The following is a 21,245-nucleotide window of genomic DNA, read 5'->3' as shown; positions in this document are numbered from 1 at the left end:
TAGTTCTTGAAAACGCTTTCAAATTACTAAATAATCACATAAAAGGAGTGATCTTATGAAACTATCTTTTCGCTGGTATGGAGATGATGATCCTGTAACATTAGAAAAAATTCGGCAGATTCCTGGTATGGTAGGAATTGTGACAGCAATTTATGATATTCCAGCAGGAGAAGCCTGGCCTTATAAGAAAATTAAGGAATTAAATGATAAGGTTGAGGCAGCTGGACTTGAAATCACAGCTATCGAAAGTGTGCCGGTACCTGAAGCAATTAAAATGGGTGTTGAGCCCCGGGACCGCTATATTGAAAACTACAAAGAAACTTTAAGAAATTTAGCTAAAGCGGGAATTGAAGTAGTAACCTATAACTTTATGCCCGTCTTTGACTGGACTCGCTCAGAACTTGATCACAAGTTGGATGACGGTTCAGAAGCCTTAATTTACAAAAAAGAAGAAGTAGATAAAATGGATCCTTTAAGTGGGGAACTTGATCTTCCTGGCTGGGATACAAGTTATACAAAAGATGAATTAAATGATTTAATGACAGCTTATCAAGAAATTGATGAGGAAGATCTCTGGGATAATTTAGAGTATTTCTTAAAAGAAATTATTCCAGTAGCAGAAGAAGAAAATATCAAAATGGCAATCCATCCTGATGATCCACCATGGTCTATTTTTGGTCTGCCGCGAGTTGTAGTTGGCAAAGAAAATCTGCGCCGACTCCTAAATCTTGTTGATTCTCCAGCAAATGGACTTGATCTTTGTTCTGGTTCCCTGGGAGTTAATCCTGATAATGACATACCCGATATTATCAGAGAATTTGGAGACAGAATTCATTTTGCTCATGTAAGAAATGTTAAAATCACAGGAGAAGAGAGCTTTGAAGAATCAGCTCATTTAAGTGAAAAAGGTTCACTTGATATTTACGAAATTATGAAAGCCTACTATGATGTAGGTTTTGAGGGACCACTGCGTCCAGACCACGGCCGTATGATCTGGGGAGAAACAGGTAAACCAGGCTATGGTTTATATGATCGTGCTTTAGGAGCAACTTATTTGAATGGTCTTTGGGAAGCAATAAAAAAAAGCAGTAAATAAGATAAAATAAGAATCCTCTTTTAGCCTGTTTGAATTAAAAGAGGGTTCTTTTTTTAAGATTTTAATATTTTGAGTTAATTTTAGAATTTAAATGAAAGGAGTTTTACCATGTTAAAACTTAAAAAAGAAGAATTAAAAGATCAAGCTCAGTGGGAAGAAGCTGGAATAACCCCACCTCAGTTTGATTATCAAAACTTAGTTGATAACACAAAGGAAAACCCTGAATGGGTACATTTTGGTGCTGGCAATATCTTCAGAGCTTTTATTGCCCGCCTGCAGCAGGAACTGTTAAATGAGGGTGAGATTGAAACAGGAATTATAGCTGCTGAAGGCTTTGATTATGAGATTATAGATAAGGTCTACAAGCCAGCTGATAACTTAAGTCTGGTGGTTAAGATGTTTGCTGATGGCAAGTTAGAAAAAACTCTGCTGGCCAGTATTACAGAAGGACTAAAGGCTGATTCCAGCTTTGAAAAAGACTGGGCAGAGCTGAAAGAAATTTTTAGAAAACCCAGCCTGAAAATGGCCAGCTTTACTGTAACCGAAAAAGGTTACAGCCTGGATAATATGGAGGGCGAATTTTTCCCCTTTGTTCTTGAAGATTTTAAAGCTGGACCTGAAGGAGAGTTGAACCATTTAATGGCTAAAGTAACTGCCTTAGCTTATGAGCGCTTTAAAGCAGGTGCTTATCCTTTTGCTTTTGCCAGCATGGATAACTGTTCTCATAACGGCCAGAAACTGAAAGATGCTGTAATAACTATGGCAGAAAAATGGCTAGAAAACGATCTGGTTGAAGAAGGTTTTCTGGGATATTTAAATGATCAATCCAAAGTTGGATTTCCCTGGTCAATGATCGATAAAATAACACCAGGACCTGCAGCAGATGTGCAGCAGAAACTAAAAGAGATCGGTTTTAAAAACACAGAGATTGTAAAAACTAATAAAAACACAGAGATTGCGGCTTTTGTAAATTCAGAAGCACCGGAATATTTAGTAATAGAAGACAGCTTTCCCAATGGCAAAATTCCTCTAGATAAAGCAGGAGCAATCTATACAGACAGAGATACAGTTAATCAGGTAGAAACTATGAAAGTAACGACCTGCCTCAATCCACTGCATACAGCAATGGCAGTTTACGGCTGTCTCTTAGGCCACACATCAATTGCAGAAGAGATGGAAGATCAAGAAATTAGAGCCTTAGTTGAGCAGATAGGTTACAAAGAAGGTCTGCCGGTTGTTGTAGATCCGGGAGTACTTGATCCAAAAGATTTTATTGATGAGGTAGTTAACGAAAGATTAGTTAACCCCTATATTCCAGATACACCTCAAAGAATAGCTAAAGATACTTCACAAAAGGTGGCAATTCGCTTTGGAGAAACAATTAAATCTTACCGAAATGCTGAAGACTTAGATCCAGCAGATTTGGTTGTAGTACCCCTGGCAATTGCAGGCTGGTTACGATATCTTCTCGCAGTAGATGATCAAGGTAATGAAATGCCTTTAAGCTCAGACCCGATGCTGGATGAGCTAACACCGCAGTTAGAGGGAATTGAGATCGGCAATCCAGAAACTGTAGGAGATAAGCTGAAGTCTATCCTAAGTAATGAGAATTTAATGGGATTAGACTTATATGAAGTAGGTCTGGGAGAAAAAATAGAAAAATACTTTAAAGAGATGATAGCAGAAGAGGGAGCAGTTAGAGCTACTTTGAACAAATATCTTCTTTAAATCTTTTTAATTGAATAAAATAGGAGAGCCTGGTCATATTTGGTCAGGCTTTTTCTGATTTTTTGCTTTGCCTTAAGATTTAATTTCTGATATGCTATATTTAACTTTAACTGATAATTTTAGTTAATAAGAGGTGTATAAGGTGAATAAACATATTTTTAAATGATAAATTGCTTAACCGAAAAGAATTTCAAGAAGCTGGCAGAGAAACTATTTATTTTATTAATAAGTATTCTGCTGTTAATCCCAAAAAAGATCCACTTGGGATTTTTAAATTCAACAAACAGGGAGAAGAGGAAAATAAGTCGACAGTTTTTCCAGAAATGACAGTAGCTGAAAATATATTTTTTGGTAGAGAACCCTTAAAAAAATTTTTATTTTTTAAATCAATAGATAACCAAAAAATAATTGAACAAACAGCAGAACTGCTTAAACTAATTGATCTAGAGTTATATCCAACCCAGAAAATGCTGGAACTGACATCATTAGAAAAATAGTTAGTAGAACTCTTAAAAGCAGTCTTTTTTAATTTTATCAAAAATGGAGGAGTTTGATTAATGACAGATCTTTATCCAGTTTTAGAACAACTACTATTAATGGGGGTTTTAATTGCCCTTGGATTTTATTTAAATAAATCTGGGAAAATTAAACAGGCAGCAGAAAAAGGAATTGCTGAGCTGACAATAGATATTGCCTTTCCCGCTTTAATCTTCACAAATATTATTAAAGATTTTGATTTAAATATGTTGAAACAGTACCTAATTGTTCCTGTTTCAGCCCTAATAATAACGGTTATTTCAATCGCAATTATTTTTTTGATTAGTAATTTATTTGGTTATTCTAAAAAAGAAAAAGAAGAATTTACCTTTGTTACAGTTTTTAGTAATAATATTTTTGTTGGGGCACCTATTTGTTATGCACTTTTTGGGCCTCAAGGCTTGATCTTAGCGATCTTGTATGATTTTGGAATGCAGCTTATCTTATGGACTGTTGGAATTTGGATTTTGAAAGACAGCAGCCAAAATTCAGAAAGCAACTTTTTTGCTAATATATTTTCTCCACCGATTATCGGGCTTTTATTAGGTTTAACAGTAGTTTTTAGCGGCATTAGTTTACCAGGTGCTATTTCTAATATTACGGAAAGTATTGGAGGGATAACTGTTCCCCTGGCTATGATTTTTATTGGGCTACAGCTTGCTAAAAGTACAATTTCTGAAGTGATGGGCAACAAAAAAATTTATCTGCTTTCAGTATTGCGGCTTTTAGTTTTTCCAGGAATAGTTTATTTTTCTTTGTCGTTATTTCCCATTCAGGCTTTATTGCGGGGGGTAATGACTATTCTAGCGGCAATGCCAGTTTTTGCTAGCTCTTCTGTTATAATGGAAAAGTATGGTCATAAAAGTGATTTTGCTTCTGCAGCAATTTTTGCCACCATAGTTTTTATGGGATTTACTTTACCAATATTTATTTGGTTAACTGTATAATTTGAAAACACTTTCCAAAACAAATATAATTAGATTGAGGTGAAGAACAGTGGTTTCAATAAATGATGTAGCAGCAAGAGCAAATGTATCAATATCTACAGTATCAAGAGTAATTAATCAAAATGCAAATGTTTCACGTGAAAAGGAAGAAGCAGTCTTAAGAGCTGTTGATGAACTTGATTATATACCAAATGGGCTGGCTCAGGGACTAGTAACTAAAAAAAGCAAGTCAATTGGAGTTTTAATAGCGGATGTAGCTAATTTATATTATTCATATCTTGTGAAAAGTATAGAAAAAGAACTGAGAACAGCTGGTTATTATGCTGTTATTGGAAATACAGAATGGGAGGCTAAAAGAGAAAAAGAATACATCAGACACTTGATTCAAAGACAGGTAGATGGCTTTATTTTAGCCTCAACTTCTTTAAGTGAAAAATATATTAATCAACTGGCTGAAAAAGATATACCAATAATTGTTTTAGATAGAGAAATTAAATCAGATAAAATTGATATAATTCGGATTAATGATTATAAAGGTGGTTACCAGGCAGCTGAACATTTAATTGAATGTGGTTATGAATATTTTATTCATCTAAAAGGGCCTGGCTTTACAGTTACAGCCGCTGATAGATCAAGAGGTTTTAAGGATTGTATGCAGGAACATTTAATTAATGGTCAAAACTATGTAATGCTTTCTTCTTCTTTTGTTGAAGAAGAATCAGCTAAAAAGATGGCATCTTTTTTAGAAAAAAATAATTATAAAAATAAAAAAATCGGAATTTTTGCCGCTAATGATGCTTCAGCTTTTGGAGTTTTAAAAGAATTGAAAAGAAGAAGAATTAAAGTGCCAGAAGAAGCTGGTGTGGTTGGTTTTGACAATGTTAATTTTGCTGAATACTCCAGCCCGGCCTTAACAACTATCAATCGTTCTATTGCTGATGTAGGTAAACTTTCAGCAGAAATTCTTTTAGAAAATTTAAATAAAGATGAAAATGATGTTGTCAAGGCTCAAAATAAAAATTTAGATGTTGAATTGATAATAAGAGAAAGCACTGCCCAGGTTAATTAAACCCCCCCAAAAAAAGGATTTTTTTAAGCAATAGAGAACTATATATTTACAGGGAGGTCGATATTATGAAAAAAATTCTGGTAGCCGTAGATGGTTCTAAAAGTGCACAAAAGGCTGCACAAAAAGGTGCAGAGCTTGCTGAAAGTTTAGAGGCTGAGGTAACATTAATTCATGTTTACAAAGAGGCTGCTCAAATTCCAGTCAACCAGTTTAATGAAGTGGCCTCTTATCTATCTGCTGAAACTCTAGAAAATATTATGAAACAGCAGGAAGATACGATTAAAGAAAAAAGACAGAAAATACTTGATCAGGATGCAGAATTTTTTAAAAGAAAAGGTATAGAACCCGAAAAAGTATTACTTCATGGTGATCCTGCAGATGAAGTTTGTGAATATGCAGAGGAAAATGATTTTGATTTAATTATTGTTGCAGACAAGGGCCATGGAAAAGTTGAAAGATTTTTGCTTGGAAGTATTAGTGATAAGATTGTTAGACACTCTAGAAGAACAGTTATGGTTGTAAAATAATTATTTTTAGAGTAAAGATAATTAAAGATTTTATTAAAGCTCCCTTAAAAGGGAGCTTTTTTAAAAGAAATTAGGGGTAAATTAAAAAATTATTTATAACACGATAGGAGGAGTAAAAATGGACAAAATTTGTTGGGGTATTATTGGCTGTGGGGATGTAACTGAAAAGAAAAGTGGTCCAGCTCTGCAAAAAATTGAGGATTCTTCACTGGTGGCAGTTATGAGGCGTACTGGAGAACTAGCAAAAGATTATGCTGAGAGGCATAATGTTCCACGTTGGTATGATCAGGCAGCGGAATTAATAAATGATCCTGAAGTAAATGCAGTTTACATAGCTACTCCGCCGTCAACACATAAAAAATATACAATTATGGCAGCTGAGGCCGGTCTGCCGGTATATGTTGAAAAACCAATGGCTAGAAATCACAAAGAGGCTCAAGAAATGATTAGAGTTTGTGAGGAAAATGGAGTCCAGCTGCATGTTGCATATTATCGAAGAGCTATGCCTAGATTTCTGAAAATTAAAGAGTTAATAGATTCCGGTGCAGTTGGTGAAGTTAGAACAATAAATATCAGATTGACTCAACCAGTTAGAGAAGATGAAAAAAATGAAAATGATTTGCCGTGGCGGGTAATTCCAGAAATTGCAGGTGGGGGGAAGTTTTTAGATTTAGCATCACATACACTTGATTTATTTGATTACTATTTTGGCCCAATTGAATCAGCATCTGGTTTTGCAGTTAATCAGGGAGATTTTTATCCTGCTGAAGATAATGTTGTAATGAGCTTTAGTTTTGAAAATGGAATACAGGGAATTGGAAGCTGGACTTTTAATGCTTATCATGAGTTGGACCAGAATGAAATTATAGGAAGTAAAGGTAGACTTCTGTTTTCTTCTTTTAGTGAAGAAGCAATTATTATTGAAAATGAAGGTGGTAGGCAGGAGATTGAATTTGCTTATCCAGAACATGTTCAGCAGCCTCTTTTAACAAAAGTAGTAGCAAGTTTATTAGGCGAAGGGAAATCACCTTCTACCGGAAAGACTGCTGCCAGAACTACAGCTGTAATGGATAAAATTATAGCGGCTTACTATAATTAATTAGTATATTAAGATAAATTTTTAATAAAAGCTCCTTTTGATTTACAGCTTTTATGCTCACAGATTTTTCAGTCAGCACTGAAGAAGAGCTGGTCAGAATGAAGGCCTGGAGAGTCGAAGCAAAAAAAGAGTTCCAATTGACCAATCTCAGCCGAGAATTAACTGAAGGAAGGAGAGTAAAGCTCTCGAAATGACTTTAAGTTATCTGATATATTTTTTTAGTTATAATAAAACCAAGTGGCAGCAGTAAAGCCAGCTGAATAACAGGAACTAAAGCAATTGAAGTTCCATAAACAAGCGGCATAGTATCCTGATATTTCCAGCGACCAAGTTGTAGGGCATGGGCTTCAAAATAAAAAGCTGCTAAGGCCGAATATAAAGTTGAAATTATATAATCTTTTCGTTCCCAATTTTTCAAAAACCAACTGAATGAGTGATTAACAAAAGCGAGCATCAAAAAGAGTCCGAGTGCAATAAAAACATCACCAATTGTTGCTTGAATCATTAGTAATTGATGTTCAATAAACCCCTGGCCTTCCATTGAATAAAGGAAACCACAGGCGGTATATTCCCAAATTCCGTGTAAAACGAGTTCAACGGTTGAAAAAAGCGAAATTAATCTAAATGTTTTTGACAAAATATATTTCCCCCTCTGTTAATTTCTTGTGATTTGTTTTATAATTAAATTAGATAGGAGTTGATAATAATGAAACAGCAGGTAATTGACAAAATAATAAAAATAATAAAGGGCTATAATATTATTGAGGCTGTTTATCTTTTTGGCTCCCAGGCTAGAAATGGCTCTAAGGAAAATAGTGATATAGATATTGCACTACTTATTGAAGATAATTATACAGGAAGTTTCGGAGAAATAAAAGTAAAACTATATGAAGATTTAACAAAAAATGGTTTAGATAATATTGATTTAGTTATTTTAAATCAAGCCTCTGCTCTTTTGAAATATGAAGTTGTAAAAGAAAATTGTTTAATTTATAAAAAAAATAAATTTGATGCTGCTTCATATCAATCTTTAACAATTAGAAAATATCTTGATTTTGAATATTATTTGAAGAAAAATCAACAAAAATTTAAGGAGAGACTTTTACATGGTTAAAAAAGAGATAATACTCGAAAGATCTCAAAAATGTAATGAATACCTCAGTCAGCTGGAAGAAATTATTGAAGGTGTAGAATTTGATGACTTTAATAGTAAGCCATTATTATATGGAAGTGCTGAGAGGTTTTTACACTTGTCAATTGAAGCTTTAATTGATATAGGAAATCATATAATATCAGATAATAATTTAGGTAGGGTTAATGTGTATAAAGATATTGCATTAATTTTGGCAGAAAATGGCTATTTAACTGAAGAAGAAAAAAAATTATTTATTAAAATAATTGCCTTTAGAAATATTTTAGTTCATGACTATATGGATTTAGATCGAGATGTGATTTTTAATTTATTAAAAAATAATTTAAAAGACATAAGAGGAATTTTGAAATCATATTTAAAATTAATTTAAATAAAGAGGTGAAATTTTATGAAAAAACTATACCGCTCACGCGAAAATAGAAAAGTTGGTGGTGTCTGTGGTGGAATAGCTGAATATTTTAGTTTTGATCCTACTTTGGTTCGTTTGGGTGCAGTTATTTTAATTTTTATTTGGGGAGCTGGACTTTTAGCTTATGTTGTAGCCTGGGCCATCATTCCCGAAAGGCCAGCACATATAGATGTTGATTATGATGTCAGCTCAGAGCCTGTTTATGAAGATCAGAGCAAAGAAGATAGCAAAACTGACCAGAGCAAAAATGGTAGTGATGATGATCCTAAATATTATGATATTTAGCAGCAAAAAAAACTCCAGCTTAGCGGCTGGAGTTTTCTATGTTTTTGAGGTGTTTTTCAATTTTTCTAATATATTTATTGTAACTCTCAATAGTTTTTTGAATACTTTGATAGACTATTTGATCATCAATTTCTTCATATTCATGGACAAGTCTGTTTCTCAATCCAGCAGAAGGTGCGATCTCTTCAGCAAATTTTTGATCTACTATCTGACAATCACTTAATTTAATAAAAGAAGTGTAATAATCCACAGGAGGTTTATGGCCTGAGCTAATTATCAGATGTCCATTTATATCTGTGGCATTTTCAACTATTAGTTGGATTAATCTTTCTGCAGTCCGTTTAACAAAAAAGTTATCAAGATAATTTTCCATTGTATATTGATTGACTTCTTTCAGCTGTCCCAGATATTCGATCATCTTATTTAATTTTCGGCGCACGATGAGAGGATCGGTCATTAGTCGGGCTCCTTTCTAAAAAATTTTCAATAAAGTTTTGGTCAAGCTGATAAAATTTTTGGGCATCATTATGTTCAGCTGCTGCTCTCACCTGAAATTTCTCAAAGAGGCCTTTTTCATTTTGATAAAGCAGTTTACCCTCTAAAGCAACTTTAAATTTAATTAGGGGATCAGCGTGATTTAATAAGACCAGATCAACAGGATGGTGTTCAAATAATACAGAAAGTTGATTTAAAATCTGAACCTGATTCTCTTTAAGGTTTTTACAGTGACTGACTTTTACAGCCAGGTCGATATCACTATTTTTAGTAAAATTTTCTTCTTCGTAAGACCCAAATAAGATAAGCAGCTGCAGATCATAATCGTTTAGAATTTCTTTGATTTTATCAATTTTTTCTTTTTTCATAAAAGAGCCTCCTATTTGACAAAAAACGACAAAACCCGGGTGGTACACGGCACCTGTACGTTAAAAATCACTTTCTGGGAAAATTTCCTGCAGACGCCCTTTAAATTCATCTGGAGCATAATTCTGATAATTTTCGACTAAAGTCATAACCTTTTTTAACTGTTGATCACTGATCTCACCTTTTTCATTGAGCCGGCGGTAAGCATTAGCAAAGGAGAGCACCAGCTTTAAATCTAAACTATCAAGATTAGCCATGTGGAATCGTTCCTTCCAGTGATAGATTTTCAGGGTCAACAAAACGAATAAATTCTTCTTCGAAAAAAAGTGTAATTGATCCAGTTTGACCTGTACGCTGTTTAGCAATTATAATATTTGTATCACTTTCTGTACCTTCAGCTTCAGCCTCTTCTCTTGCTTTAGCAGAAGTGTGGGCATGACGGTAAAGGAAGATAACACCATCTGCTACCTCCTCGATATTACCGGAGTCTCTCAAATCAGATAAAACTGGTCTTTTATCTGTTCTGCTGGTAAAACTACGTGAAATCTGAGAAATTAAGATTACTGGAATATTAAGCTCAGAAGCTAAATTTCTAAGCTGCAGTACAATTTGACCAACTGCACGCGAAGTGTTTTGTGCATGTTCTTCCGGCAGCTGAATCATCTGCAGATAGTCGACAATTGCTAAATCAAGGCCATCCATTTGGGCCTTAAATTTCCTGAGGCGAGCTCTTATTTGAGCTGTATTAAGGCCGCGTTCATCAGAAATCATTAAGGGCAGTTCATGTAGGTTATCTAAAGCCTTGGAAATCCGCTGATCCTCTTCATCATTTGTTTCTCCCTGGGTATACTTCCAGGCATTAACCTGTGATTCCTGGATAACCATTCTGTCTACAACCTCAGCTGCATCCATCTCAAGCGAAATCATAGCAACTTTAGCCTTTCTTTTTAAAACATTTTTAGCAATATTAATTGCAAAGGCTGTTTTTCCCATTGAAGTTGAAGCAGCAATAACATTCAGGTGGCCTCTTTTAAAGCCGCCAATCAGATTGTCCAGAGAGATAAAGCCACTCCGCAGTCCAACATCAGCTTTTTTATGTTTGCGGTCCATATAGTTGGAAAAAGATTCCATTAAAACTTCTTCCATATTATAAATATGCTTTTCTAAATCACTGCTTTCATTTGTTGCCTGGAAAATTATTTCTTGAGCTCTAGCCTGATAATCGTCAATTGTTAAATTATTGGCCTGGGTTAATTCCTGCAGTTTATTTGATGCTCTTTGTAAAAGCGAGCGCTGGTAATCCTTTTTAATTAAATCAATGGTAGGATCAAGTTCATCTATAGTATTAAACCCTGAAGTAAGCCTTTCTATAATTTCCTCTGCCTGATCTACATAGTTTTGATTCTGAAGGTCAATTAACAGTTTTGTTCGTGATATTTGATTATCCTGTTGGTATTGTTTAAGCAGCAGATCAAAAATTATTTGAGCCTGTGGATCTAAAAAGTGTTTAACCTCTAGTAAATCGGCTACTTCATCAATTTTATCAGGATACTGCAGCAGGATGCCCAAAAGCTGGTATTCATTTTTATTATATCGATCATCTTTTTTAACATTGTTTAGTTCTGCTGACATAATTAGGCCTCCTGTCGTTCTTCAATTTTTTTAACTCTGACGTTACCGGCAAGTTCTAAATACTTATTCATTTCTAAAAGGCGCTGAAAAATGCGCTCTCCCATAACCGGAAAACGATTTTTTAAATTTTTGATTGAATAATTAGTTGATAAAATAATTGGTTTTTCTTCGCGATAGCGGTGATCGATTATTTGATACAGAGTAGAAGAGGCAAATTCCGTAGCCTTTTCAGTCCCAAGATCATCAATTAAAAGCACTGGTATTTGCTGAACAGTATTTAGAATTTGTTTTTCATCAGCTTCAGGACTGTCCTGGTTATAAGTACTTCTAATTTGCTGTAATAAATCTGAATAGACTATATAGCGAAAATGAATCCCTCGATCAATTAGAGCATTAGCAATACAGCCTAAAAGATATGATTTTCCACTTCCAATTGGGCCTTCGATAATTAAGCCCTGGCTAATTGCATCTGAATTGTATTTTTGGACAAAAGATGAAGCCAGACTATAAATTTTTTGAGCATTTTCACGGTAGTTCATACCACTTCCAGTTACCAAATCAGCTTCATAGTAGTTAAGATTGGCATTAGCAAAGGTCGCGCTGTGCAGATGCTGAGGAAGATTACCATTTTTTTGTTTGCGTTTTCTCAAATCATTTTTGGCACAGCTGCAGACCAAATACTGATTATTTCTATAAATTCTGCCTGTGTCATGACATTTTTCGCAATCCCAGGTTGGTTCTTTATAATCCAGCGGAATATTATGATTTTTTAAAAGTTCATGGTAATGGTCTTCCAGCTGTTTAATTTCTTTTTTTAATTCTTCCGCAGTATTTTCATTATCTTTTTCTCGGTTGAATAAGCTGACTTTTAGCATTTTATATTCTCTTTTGAGGGAGTTCAAATAACTATATGCCTGCTCAACATCAGGATATTGGTTATGAATTTTTTTTATTCTTTTTTCAGCTTCCATATATTTCTCTCGGGCCTTACCCTGAGACTTATTTGAATTAAATTGTAATGGCATAATTTATCCCCTTTCCAAATGGTGAACGTTACTCCTTATATTTATCGAAATCAATGAAAAAATCTTTCCATTTATAACTATCATTATCTTCATCTGCTTTATTCATTTTAGATTTTCCTGATTTATTTTTCTTTTTATTTTCATTTTCACTTTTAGAATCACTTTGATCACGAGTATCAGCTTCAGCTGCTTTGCCGTCCATTTCTTTCTGCAGCCAACGTCTAAAATCAGCTAGATTGCTGATCCCAAGTTCTTTAATTGGGTTAATAAAATTATCTTCAACATATTTTAAAGATGGCTGACCATCTCTTTTGCGGTGTACAGCTTCTCTAATAGCAGCCAGTGCCAGTTCTTTGCTTAAAGCCTGCTCTCCGGTTAACCAACTTTGAAAAGTTTTAAGCTGAGCAGTGTTAGAGGAAAATGATCTAATTCCATAAGCTCGGGCCAGCTCTTTAGTTTCTCGGTGCAGTTTATCCTGCTGCTGCAATTTTTCATAACTTGTAATTTCTTCCTGATACCAGTTATCAATAATTGCCTTTAAATAAGCATAAGCACCCTGCAGGTGGTCACTACCGCCCTGGCGTTTGAGCCATTTATCAACTCTCCGCACTAGTTCTTTTAACATTTGATTTTCAAAATCATTAAGCCAGCTCTTTATTTCTTCCCGCCGATGAATATTTCTGTTGGCAGGTGGTAAAAAAGAAATTAAAGCAGCAGCAATCTCGTTTTCAGAAGCTGAATTGCTGTTAATTAACTGCTGTCTGATTTCAGAACCGGTTGTAGAAGAATCGTTTTTTACTCGAGCTTTTTCTTTTTTCTTAATGATAGCATCTAAGTTTAAATAAGAATTAAAAAAGTTTTCTCCTTCAGCTGTCCTGCGGTTTATAACTCCCAGATTAGTCAGATTAGAAATTAGCTTCCGCAAATTTTCAATTTTAAGCCCCAGAGCACCAGCAGCTAGTGGAAGTTCAATCTCTATCTCATTACCCTGTTTAAGGTGTGTTAGAAGATAGAGTAAAACCTTAGTTTCATCACCAGAAAACTGTCGCAAAAAACCTTTTTCAATTAAGCTGTCACCTAAAGTTAAAAGCTGTCTGCTTTCATTTTCACTTAAATCAATACTTTTTTTATAATAATTATGTTCCATTATATCACCATTAACCCTTCAGAAATTTAACATCTGTTTTTATTATATCAGATTTGAAAGATTTTTTAAGAAGAATCTATAAATTTATCAGCTGCAGTTAATAATTATATGTGTTATTGCCTTAAAATTCAACTCCAACTGGCCTCGTATCTTGACAGCACCAACTGCATCTGCTAATATTAAACTGAAAAAAAGAGAATAGCTGAATTTATGGCTTATCAGCATTAAAAACGCTGAAATAAGCCTAATATTTATTTTAGAAGAAATATAATTTAAATATGGGGAAAAGAAAGGAAGATTATTTATATGCTTTCAAGATACAGCCGCGCAGAAATGGAAAAAGTATGGAGTGAGGAGCAGAAATATGAGATCTGGCTTGAAATCGAACTAGCTATTTTAAAAGCTAGAGCTGAATTGGGTGAAATACCAATCGAAGCAGCCGAAAAAATTGAGCAGGAAGCTGAAGTTGATCTCAAAAGAATAAAAGAAATCGAAGCGAAAACTCGACATGATATGATTGCCTTTATTGAGGGGATTTCAGAGAATTTAGGCGAAGAATCACGTTTCATTCATGAGGGAGTTACTTCTTCTGATATTAAAGATACAGCTCGTTCTATGCAGATGAAGCAGGCCTGTAAAATAATTTTAGAAGATTTAGAAGATTTACATCAAATTTTAGCTGAAAAAGCTTTAGCTGACAAAGATACAATAATGGTTGGTAGAACTCATGGAGTACACGCGGAGCCGATTACCTGGGGTCTCAAACTTTTAAATTGGTATCAAGAAATCGGAAGACAGATAACACGATTCAAACAGCTGCAGGAGGTAGTTGCTGTTGGTCAAATATCAGGAGCAGTAGGAACTTTTGCAACTATTAATCCAGAAGTGGAAAAAAGAGTCTGCGAAATTTTGGGTTTAAAAAATGCCTTGGTTAGCTCACAAATTTTACAGAGAGACCGTCATGCTGATTTTATCGAAAGAATTGCTCTGGCAGCTGCCTCAATCGAAAAATTTGCTACAGAAATAAGGAATCTGCAGCGGACTGATATTTTAGAGGTGGAAGAAGGCTTTCGCAAAGGTCAAAAGGGATCTTCGGCAATGCCGCACAAGAAAAACCCGATTGTTTGTGAGCGTTTAAGCGGGCTGGCCCGGGTTGTTCGAGGGAATGTAGTTCCGGCTCTAGAAAATATAAGCCTCTGGCACGAAAGAGATTTGACTCATTCATCAGTTGAGAGGGTAATTTTGCCTGATAGTGCAATTTTGTTAGATTATATGCTTGTTAAGTTCCAAGGAGTTATTGAGGAACTGGTAGTTAATGAAGATAATATGAAATTAAATTTAGAAAAAACATTAGGTCTAACTTTTTCGCAGCGTTTAATGCTGGCTTTGGTCGAAAAGGGTCTTCGTCGGGAAGAAGCCTATGAGCTGGCCCAGAGAAATGCAATGACTGCCTGGGAAAAAAAGACAGATTACAGAAAATTAGTGACTGCTGATCAAGAAATAAGTAAATATTTAAGTGAAGAAGAAATGGAAAGAATTTTTGACTGGCAGGCTTACTTAAAAAATATTGATCAAATTTTTAAAAGAAACGGGCTTTCAGAATAAGATAAATAAGAAAAGATGCACTTTACTAAAATCTTTGTTAAACTATAGTTAAGAGATAATAAATATGTGAGGAGAATTCAAATGTCTAATAAAATAGTTGTTGGTGCACAGTGGGGAGACGAAGGCAAGGGTAAAATCACTGATATGCTTGCTCAAACTGCTGATTTAGTAGTTCGCTATGGTGGTGGAAATAATGCAGGCCACACTGTAATAGTTGGTGAAAAAAAGTATGAGCTGCATTTGATTCCATCTGGAATTTTATATGAAGACAAGAAATCTGTACTTGGTGGAGGAGTAGTAATAGATCCTAAAGCAATGGTTGAAGAAATGGAAGGTTTAGAAAAGAGAGGAATTTCTCTAGCAAACCTCTATATCTCTGAAACAGCACATGTTATTCTGCCGTATCACAGAATGCTTGATGCTTTAGAAGAAAAACGCAAAGGTGACAGTAAGATCGGCACCACTGGTAAAGGAATTGGTCCCTGCTATACTGATAAAACAGCCCGCCGCGGCATCAGAATTGCGGATCTATTGGATGAAGGAAGATTTAGAGCCAAATTAGAAAAAGCTCTGGATTATCACAATGTGCTGCTAAAAAATGTTTATGGTGCTAAAAAATTAAAGGTGGAAGAAATAATCAAGGAATATCAGCCCTATATAGAAAAATTAAGACCATATGTAACTAACACTTCTTTACTTTTAAACGAAGCCCATAAAAATAATAAAAAAATATTTTTTGAAGGTGCTCAGGGAACATTACTTGATATAGATTATGGTACATATCCTTTTGTAACTTCTTCAAATCCAACAGCTGGTGGTGTTTGCACCGGCAGTGGGATGGGACCAACAACTATTGATGATGTGATTGGTGTGACTAAAGCCTATCTAACCAGGGTTGGAGCTGGACCTTTTCCTACAGAATTAGATAATGAGTGGGGAGAATATTTACGAGAAAAAGGACATGAATATGGTGTAACTACAGGTCGACCACGCAGATGTGGGTGGCTTGATATACCAATTTTAAAGCATGCAGTTAGAGTTAATGGATTAACAGAAATAGCTTTAACTAAAATAGATGTTTTAACCGGTCTTGATGAAATCAAAGTCTGTACTGCTTATAAGCATGGAGAAGAAATTGTAGAAGAATTTCCACCTTATTTAGAAAGTGAAATACCTTATGAGCCGGTTTATGAAAAATGGCCCGGATGGGAAGAAGACATTACAGAAATAAGAGATTATGATCAGCTTCCTGAAAATGCAAAAAAATATATAGAAAGAATTGAAGATTTAATTGGAGTTTCAGCCAAAATAATAAGTGTTGGACCAGGTCGTGAACAAGCAATCATTAGATAAATATATTATACGAGGAGGATCGGTTATGAAAGTATTAATAGTAGGGAATGGAGGCAGAGAGCATGCCTTAGCCTGGAAACTTTATCAGAGCGATCATGTAGATAAAATTTATGCAGCACCAGGTAATGATGGGATGTTTGAAATTGCAGAAAGAGTAGATATAGATTCAAATGACATAGAAAATTTAGCGAAATTTGCTCAGGAAAATGAAATCGGAATGACTGTGGTTGGCCCTGAAGAAGCACTTGTAGCAGGAATTGTTGATTACTTTGTCGAAAGAAAAATACCGATCTTTGGTCCTAAAAAACAGGCAGCACTGCTGGAAGGAAGCAGAGCTTTTGCGAAAGAAATTTTAAATAAATATAATATACCTACAGGTGAGTATGAGGTTTTTACTGATCCAGATACAGCACTTAATTATTTAAAAAATGCAGATTATCCACTTGTAGTGAAAGCTAATGGTCTGGCTGGGGGCAAAGGTGTCATAGTTGCTTCCAATTATCAAGATTCCCAGGACGCAGTGGCCAGAATTATGGAAGATAAGACCTTTGGGGATGCGGGAGATAGAATTGTAGTTGAAAATTTTATTGAGGGAGAAGATATTTCAATTTTTGCTCTAACTGATGGCCAGACAATATTACCAGTTACCAGTACAAAAGAGCATAAGGCTGTTTTTGAAGGAGAAGAAGGCCCAAATACCGGTGGAATGGGATCTTATTCACCTTCACCTTATGTTGACCAACAAATGATGGATCAGATCTGTAGAGAAATTTTAAGACCAACTCTGCATGCCTTAAATAGTGAAGGAATAGATTACAGAGGTGTAATGCATGTTGGGATAATTTTAACCGAAAGTGGTCCTAAAGTAATTGACTATAATGCCCGTTTTGGCGATCCTGAAACTCAGGTGATTATGCCCCTGCTGGCTGAGGACTTACTTGAACTGATGCAGAGAACTAATGATGTTAAACTAAAGTATAAAAAAGAGATTGAGATTTATGATAATGATGCAGTTTGTGTTGTTCTTGCTTCAGCTGGTTATCCTTTAACTTATAAAACAGGTTATGAAATTAAAGGTCTTGAAAATCTAAAACAGCATGATGACTTAATTGTATTTCATTCTGGAACTAAACTTGAGGATGGTAAGTACATTACCAACAGCGGTAGGGTACTTGGAATGACAGTGGTTGGTGAAGGCATTTTGAGTGTTATTGATACTGTCTATGATTATATTAATGAGGTAGAATTTAAAGACATGCATTATAGAACAGACATTGGTTTTACAATTTCTAATGTTCCTCAAGCTTCAGTTGAATAAAAGAGAAGCAAAATGAATAAATAAATTTGCATTTAACAGCTGGACTTTATATAATTAACTTGAGTAAATAACTTTGCTTTTAGGTCAGCATTAACTGTAAATGACTTTGGTGTGATTTTAGGGGGTAAATAAATGTTTAAAACACTTAAATGTGATATTAACGCAATATTTGATAGAGATCCAGCTGCTAATAATTTATTTGAGGTAATTTTAAGCTATTCAGGTCTGCATGCACTCTTGTTTCATCGTTTTTCTCACTGGTTATATAAAAGAGGTCTGCATACGATTCCTCGCTTGATTTCACAGCTGGCCCGCTTTTTGACTGGAATTGAAATTCATCCAGGAGCAGAAATTGGCTGTGGTTTTTTCATCGATCACGGTATGGGAGTTGTAATTGGTGAGACTACTGAAGTGGGAGATAATGTAACACTTTACCAAGGAGTAACCTTAGGTGGAACTGGTAAAGAAAGAGGAAAAAGACATCCGACTATTGGCAATAATGTAGTTGTTGGAGCCGGAGCTAAAGTTTTAGGTTCAATAACCATTGGTGATGATGCTAAAATTGGAGCAGGATCTGTAGTTTTAAAAGATGTTGAAGAAAATTCTACAGTAGTTGGAATTCCGGGCCGAGTTGTCAGCCGTGATGGACGCCGAGTCCATCCAGAACGGGACCTTGAACATGCTGATTTACCTGACCCAATTAAAGATAAATTAAGTGAATTGGAAACCGAGTTTTTAAAATTAAAAAAAGAAATTTTAACTAAAGATTCGTTTGAAGATGCAGGTTAAAAGTTAGACTAAAAATTTTATTTGATTTATTATAAATTAATGGCGGCTTTTTCAGAAGAGAAGAGCTGTCATTTTTTTCTTGATTTGATAGAGTAAAAGTCTGCCTGCAAACCTCGAGGGCTTGCCCCGAGGAGAGTCAAAGAAAGATGGGGAGGCAGACTGCAGCTTAGGTTCTCTTAAGTTCTGGTGAATCTTTAGTTAGACAGTTTCTATGTGGAAAGCAGTTTATAAGTTTAAATAATAGAATGAGAGGAATCGACTATGAAAAAAAGAGTACTCGGAAAAACTGGATTAGAAGTCAGTTTGATTGGTTTTGGAGGATTTCATTTAATAGAAATTCCAGCTGATAAGGCGGCACAATTATTGAATAAATATCTCAATCAGGGTGGAAATTATTTAGAAACTGCTGCTTCTTATGGTGATGGGGAATCTGAAAAAAAGATTGGCCAAATAGTAAAAGATAGAAGAGATCAGGTTGTTCTGGCAAGTAAAACTGGTGTTAGAGATGCCGAAGGAGCAATGGCAGAGATTGACCGAAGTCTAAAAAACTTGCAGACTGACCACCTTGATATAATTTTTATGCATGGAGTCCGAAATCAAGCCGATTTAAAAGAAATATTAAAGCCGGGAGGCTCATTAGAAGCAGCTAAAAAAGCAAAGGAAATGGGAAAGGTAAATCATATCGGAATTACTGCTCATGGACAGCCTGATGTATTAATTGAAGCATTAAAAACAGGCGAGTTTGAGGTGATGATGACTCATTTCAATTATTTTGATAAGTTTAATTTTCCAAAGCTAGAAGATGAACTTCTGCCTTTAGTTAAGGAAAAAAATATTGGTACACTTTGCATGAAGCCTCTGGCTGATGGATTTCTTTGGAAAAATGTAGAAGCAGCTTTTCGCTATGTTTTATCTCTGCCGATAGATGCTGTTGTTACAGGAATGAATAATCAGGAAATGTTGAAAATGGATTTAAAACTGATCGAAGAATATAAACCAATGTCAGATGAAGAAAAAGAGCAGCTTTTTTCTAATGCAGAAGAATTAGGAGATTATATCTGCCGTCAATGTGATAACTGCACTGTCTCTGAAAAATATGGGGAAAATATAAAGAATCTATTCAAAATTGAGGGCTATTATGACCGTCAGATGTATGATGGTAGGCCTAGAAATCCTGCTGATTATGCTTTGAGAGATCGTCTCCGATTCTGGTTTGGTAACAAAGAAATAGCAGGAGAAAGATATAAAAAATTAGAGATTAAAGCTGCTGATTTATTGAAAAGAGCTGCTGATTTTAAGGCTTGTAAATATGGGATTGATGTAAAAAATAAATTAAAGATTGTGGACTATAAATTAGGTGAAAGTGATGTTATGCAGTAGACTAAATTAAGGTAAAGTAATATTGATTTAAAAAGGCTCAGCAAAAATGCTGAGCCTTTAATTTGTTCAATTTTTCAGTTTTCATAATTCTATAAATCGATTAATTCGTATTCTCGGCTGCCCATTCCAATTTCAGCAGCATATTCTATTTGTTTAACTCCACCATCAGTACTGGGATGTACAGCTTTAAACTTATTGTCTCCAGGTTTTAAGTCTTTACCTGCAAGCATACCTTTTGCTTCAGCCTGATTAACTAAATCTAGAGAAGCTTGTTCTAAAGCTACCGGATCTTTAGAAGCCAAAATACCAATATCATTTACTATTGGTCGATCACTCCAGCCAGCACAGTCACAGTCAGGGGAAACATTGGTAATGAAATTGATATATATATTTTTTCTATCTTTAACAATTCCATATGTAAATTCAACCTGACGTTCTCCCATCCCTTCACTGGTAGATTCCCACTCAACAGAAATTGCATCTGTTGGACAGGTTACAACACATTCTCCACAGCCAATACAAATTTCATGGTTGATATAACTTTTATTTTTATTAATAGTTATACAATCTTCCGGACAATGTTTAACACACTGCATGCATTTAATACATTCTGATTCAGTTATCTCTGGTAATACTGCTGAATGCATCATCTGTTTCCCGGCTCTGCTGCCGAGTCCCATACCAATATTTTTAAATGTTCCACCAAAGCCTGACAGCTCATGTCCTTTAAAATGAGCCAGACTAATTAAGACATCAGCTTCCAGAATTTCTGAAGCAATTCGAACTTTGTCAAAATGTTTTAGATTAACTTCAACTTCAGTTGATCCTTTACCTTTCAGTCCATCGGCAATAATAATTGGTGCCTGGACAGTAGCATATGAAAAACCATTTGCTATAGCTGCATTCAAATGATCGACGGAGTTAGAACGCTCTCCTGTATACAGAGTGTTGGCATCAGTTAAAAAAGGTTTCCCTTTTAATTTTTTTGCTATTTTAACAATTTCTCTGGTAAATACGGGTCGAATGAAAGCTGTATTTCCTGGTTCTCCAAAGTGCTGCTTGATTGCCACAAAATCATCTTCAGCAATTAATTCCTGAAAACCTGCTTTATAGAATAATTTTCCTAACTTTTTAACAAGACTTTCACTATCCGATGAAGCCTTCATATCTGCTCTAAAAACTTTAGCTGTCATAATAATCTCCCCTTTTTTTGCTAAAATATTTTAAAATGTATTTTAATTATATGTTATTTTTTTTATAATAACAAGTTATGTTCATTTATGTT

23 protein-coding genes are annotated in these 21,245 nt (G+C 34.9%); 15 read left to right on the top strand and 8 right to left on the bottom strand.

What is annotated here, in order from left to right; all coding sequences use genetic code 11:
* The first annotated feature begins 55 nt into the window (after positions 1–55).
* The 7 genes from uxuA to C7954_RS05775 all read left to right on the top strand — a co-directional run bounded on the left by uxuA (position 56) and on the right by C7954_RS05775 (position 7,003).
* Entirely contained in the window at positions 56–1,096 is a 1,041-nt protein-coding gene (gene uxuA, locus C7954_RS05805) for a mannonate dehydratase (RefSeq protein WP_073158006.1), read from the top strand.
* 108 nt (positions 1,097–1,204) lie between these two features.
* Entirely contained in the window at positions 1,205–2,824 is a 1,620-nt protein-coding gene (locus C7954_RS05800; protein ID WP_073158008.1) for a mannitol dehydrogenase family protein, read from the top strand.
* Positions 2,825–2,994: 170 nt separating this feature from the next.
* Positions 2,995–3,321: a hypothetical protein gene (locus tag C7954_RS05795; RefSeq protein WP_089723136.1), complete on the top strand. Its 327-nt coding sequence runs from the start codon at positions 2,995–2,997 to the stop codon at positions 3,319–3,321.
* A 60-nt stretch (positions 3,322–3,381) separates the two neighbouring features.
* The gene (locus tag C7954_RS05790; RefSeq protein WP_073158013.1) at positions 3,382–4,308 is read left to right on the top strand and encodes an AEC family transporter; all 927 of its coding nucleotides are present in this window, start codon (positions 3,382–3,384) and stop codon (positions 4,306–4,308) included.
* Positions 4,309–4,357: 49 nt separating this feature from the next.
* Positions 4,358–5,377 carry a LacI family DNA-binding transcriptional regulator gene (locus C7954_RS05785; protein ID WP_073158015.1) on the top strand — a complete coding sequence of 340 codons (1,020 nt, stop codon included), beginning with the start codon at positions 4,358–4,360 and terminating at the stop codon, positions 5,375–5,377.
* A 65-nt stretch (positions 5,378–5,442) separates the two neighbouring features.
* On the top strand, positions 5,443–5,904 hold the full coding sequence (locus C7954_RS05780; protein ID WP_073158017.1) for a universal stress protein: 462 nt from the start codon (positions 5,443–5,445) through the stop codon (positions 5,902–5,904).
* A gap of 118 nt (positions 5,905–6,022) precedes the next feature.
* Positions 6,023–7,003 (top strand): Gfo/Idh/MocA family protein, encoded by a 981-nt coding sequence (locus C7954_RS05775; protein WP_073158019.1) that lies wholly within the window; start codon positions 6,023–6,025, stop codon positions 7,001–7,003.
* A 196-nt stretch (positions 7,004–7,199) separates the two neighbouring features.
* Here C7954_RS05775 and C7954_RS05770 read toward each other — a convergent pair whose 3' ends face one another.
* Positions 7,200–7,640, bottom strand: a complete 441-nt coding sequence (locus C7954_RS05770) for a hypothetical protein (protein WP_134059069.1) — start codon at positions 7,638–7,640, stop codon at positions 7,200–7,202.
* Positions 7,641–7,709: 69 nt separating this feature from the next.
* On the opposite strand from C7954_RS05770, the gene mntA (C7954_RS05765) reads away from it, so the two are divergent.
* Genes mntA (C7954_RS05765) through C7954_RS05755 form a run of 3 tightly spaced genes read left to right on the top strand, consistent with a single transcriptional unit; the run spans position 7,710 to position 8,850 of the window.
* Positions 7,710–8,117, top strand: coding sequence for a type VII toxin-antitoxin system MntA family adenylyltransferase antitoxin (mntA, locus tag C7954_RS05765; protein ID WP_081374541.1), 408 nt, complete (start codon positions 7,710–7,712; stop codon positions 8,115–8,117).
* Entirely contained in the window at positions 8,110–8,526 is a 417-nt protein-coding gene (gene hepT, locus C7954_RS05760) for a type VII toxin-antitoxin system HepT family RNase toxin (protein ID WP_073158026.1), read from the top strand. Before mntA (C7954_RS05765) ends, hepT (C7954_RS05760) begins: the two co-directional genes overlap by 8 nt.
* 18 nt (positions 8,527–8,544) lie before the next feature.
* Positions 8,545–8,850: a PspC domain-containing protein gene (locus C7954_RS05755; RefSeq protein ID WP_073158029.1), complete on the top strand. Its 306-nt coding sequence runs from the start codon at positions 8,545–8,547 to the stop codon at positions 8,848–8,850.
* A 19-nt stretch (positions 8,851–8,869) separates the two neighbouring features.
* Here C7954_RS05755 and hepT (C7954_RS05750) read toward each other — a convergent pair whose 3' ends face one another.
* The 6 genes from hepT (C7954_RS05750) to C7954_RS05725 are packed head-to-tail and all read right to left on the bottom strand — an operon-like array spanning position 8,870 to position 13,515.
* Entirely contained in the window at positions 8,870–9,307 is a 438-nt protein-coding gene (gene hepT / locus C7954_RS05750) for a type VII toxin-antitoxin system HepT family RNase toxin (RefSeq protein ID WP_089723137.1), read from the bottom strand.
* Complete coding sequence (mntA, locus tag C7954_RS05745) at positions 9,270–9,713, bottom strand: type VII toxin-antitoxin system MntA family adenylyltransferase antitoxin (RefSeq protein WP_134059066.1); 444 nt, start codon at positions 9,711–9,713, stop codon at positions 9,270–9,272. Before mntA (C7954_RS05745) ends, hepT (C7954_RS05750) begins: the two co-directional genes overlap by 38 nt.
* A 60-nt stretch (positions 9,714–9,773) precedes the next feature.
* A complete protein-coding gene (locus tag C7954_RS05740) occupies positions 9,774–9,968 on the bottom strand; it encodes a hypothetical protein (protein ID WP_073158037.1) in 195 nt (64 codons plus the stop codon).
* On the bottom strand, positions 9,961–11,343 hold the full coding sequence (locus C7954_RS05735) for a replicative DNA helicase (RefSeq protein ID WP_073158040.1): 1,383 nt from the start codon (positions 11,341–11,343) through the stop codon (positions 9,961–9,963). Before C7954_RS05735 ends, C7954_RS05740 begins: the two co-directional genes overlap by 8 nt.
* A gap of 2 nt (positions 11,344–11,345) precedes the next feature.
* On the bottom strand, positions 11,346–12,368 hold the full coding sequence (locus tag C7954_RS05730; protein ID WP_073158043.1) for an ATP-binding protein: 1,023 nt from the start codon (positions 12,366–12,368) through the stop codon (positions 11,346–11,348).
* Positions 12,369–12,396: 28 nt separating this feature from the next.
* Complete coding sequence (locus C7954_RS05725; protein ID WP_089723139.1) at positions 12,397–13,515, bottom strand: DnaD domain protein; 1,119 nt, start codon at positions 13,513–13,515, stop codon at positions 12,397–12,399.
* A gap of 306 nt (positions 13,516–13,821) precedes the next feature.
* Between C7954_RS05725 and purB the strand changes: the two genes are divergently transcribed.
* The 5 genes from purB to C7954_RS05700 all read left to right on the top strand — a co-directional run bounded on the left by purB (position 13,822) and on the right by C7954_RS05700 (position 19,960).
* Entirely contained in the window at positions 13,822–15,120 is a 1,299-nt protein-coding gene (gene purB, locus C7954_RS05720) for an adenylosuccinate lyase (RefSeq protein WP_089716908.1), read from the top strand.
* A gap of 81 nt (positions 15,121–15,201) precedes the next feature.
* Positions 15,202–16,473 carry an adenylosuccinate synthase gene (locus tag C7954_RS05715; RefSeq protein WP_089716909.1) on the top strand — a complete coding sequence of 424 codons (1,272 nt, stop codon included), beginning with the start codon at positions 15,202–15,204 and terminating at the stop codon, positions 16,471–16,473.
* Positions 16,474–16,498: 25 nt separating this feature from the next.
* Positions 16,499–17,791 (top strand): phosphoribosylamine--glycine ligase, encoded by a 1,293-nt coding sequence (gene purD / locus C7954_RS05710; protein ID WP_073158054.1) that lies wholly within the window; start codon positions 16,499–16,501, stop codon positions 17,789–17,791.
* Positions 17,792–17,923: 132 nt separating this feature from the next.
* Positions 17,924–18,580: a serine O-acetyltransferase gene (gene cysE, locus C7954_RS05705; RefSeq protein WP_073158057.1), complete on the top strand. Its 657-nt coding sequence runs from the start codon at positions 17,924–17,926 to the stop codon at positions 18,578–18,580.
* Positions 18,581–18,841: 261 nt separating this feature from the next.
* The gene (locus C7954_RS05700) at positions 18,842–19,960 is read left to right on the top strand and encodes an aldo/keto reductase (protein ID WP_133505707.1); all 1,119 of its coding nucleotides are present in this window, start codon (positions 18,842–18,844) and stop codon (positions 19,958–19,960) included.
* A gap of 89 nt (positions 19,961–20,049) precedes the next feature.
* Here C7954_RS05700 and C7954_RS05695 read toward each other — a convergent pair whose 3' ends face one another.
* A complete protein-coding gene (locus C7954_RS05695; protein ID WP_134059063.1) occupies positions 20,050–21,153 on the bottom strand; it encodes a DUF362 domain-containing protein in 1,104 nt (367 codons plus the stop codon).
* Positions 21,154–21,245: the final 92 nt, after the last annotated feature.

Origin of the sequence: Halanaerobium congolense (assembly GCF_004366375.1) — a bacterium.
GTDB lineage: Bacteria > Bacillota > Halanaerobiia > Halanaerobiales > Halanaerobiaceae > Halanaerobium > Halanaerobium congolense.
This window is presented reverse-complemented; position numbering and strand designations above follow the sequence as displayed.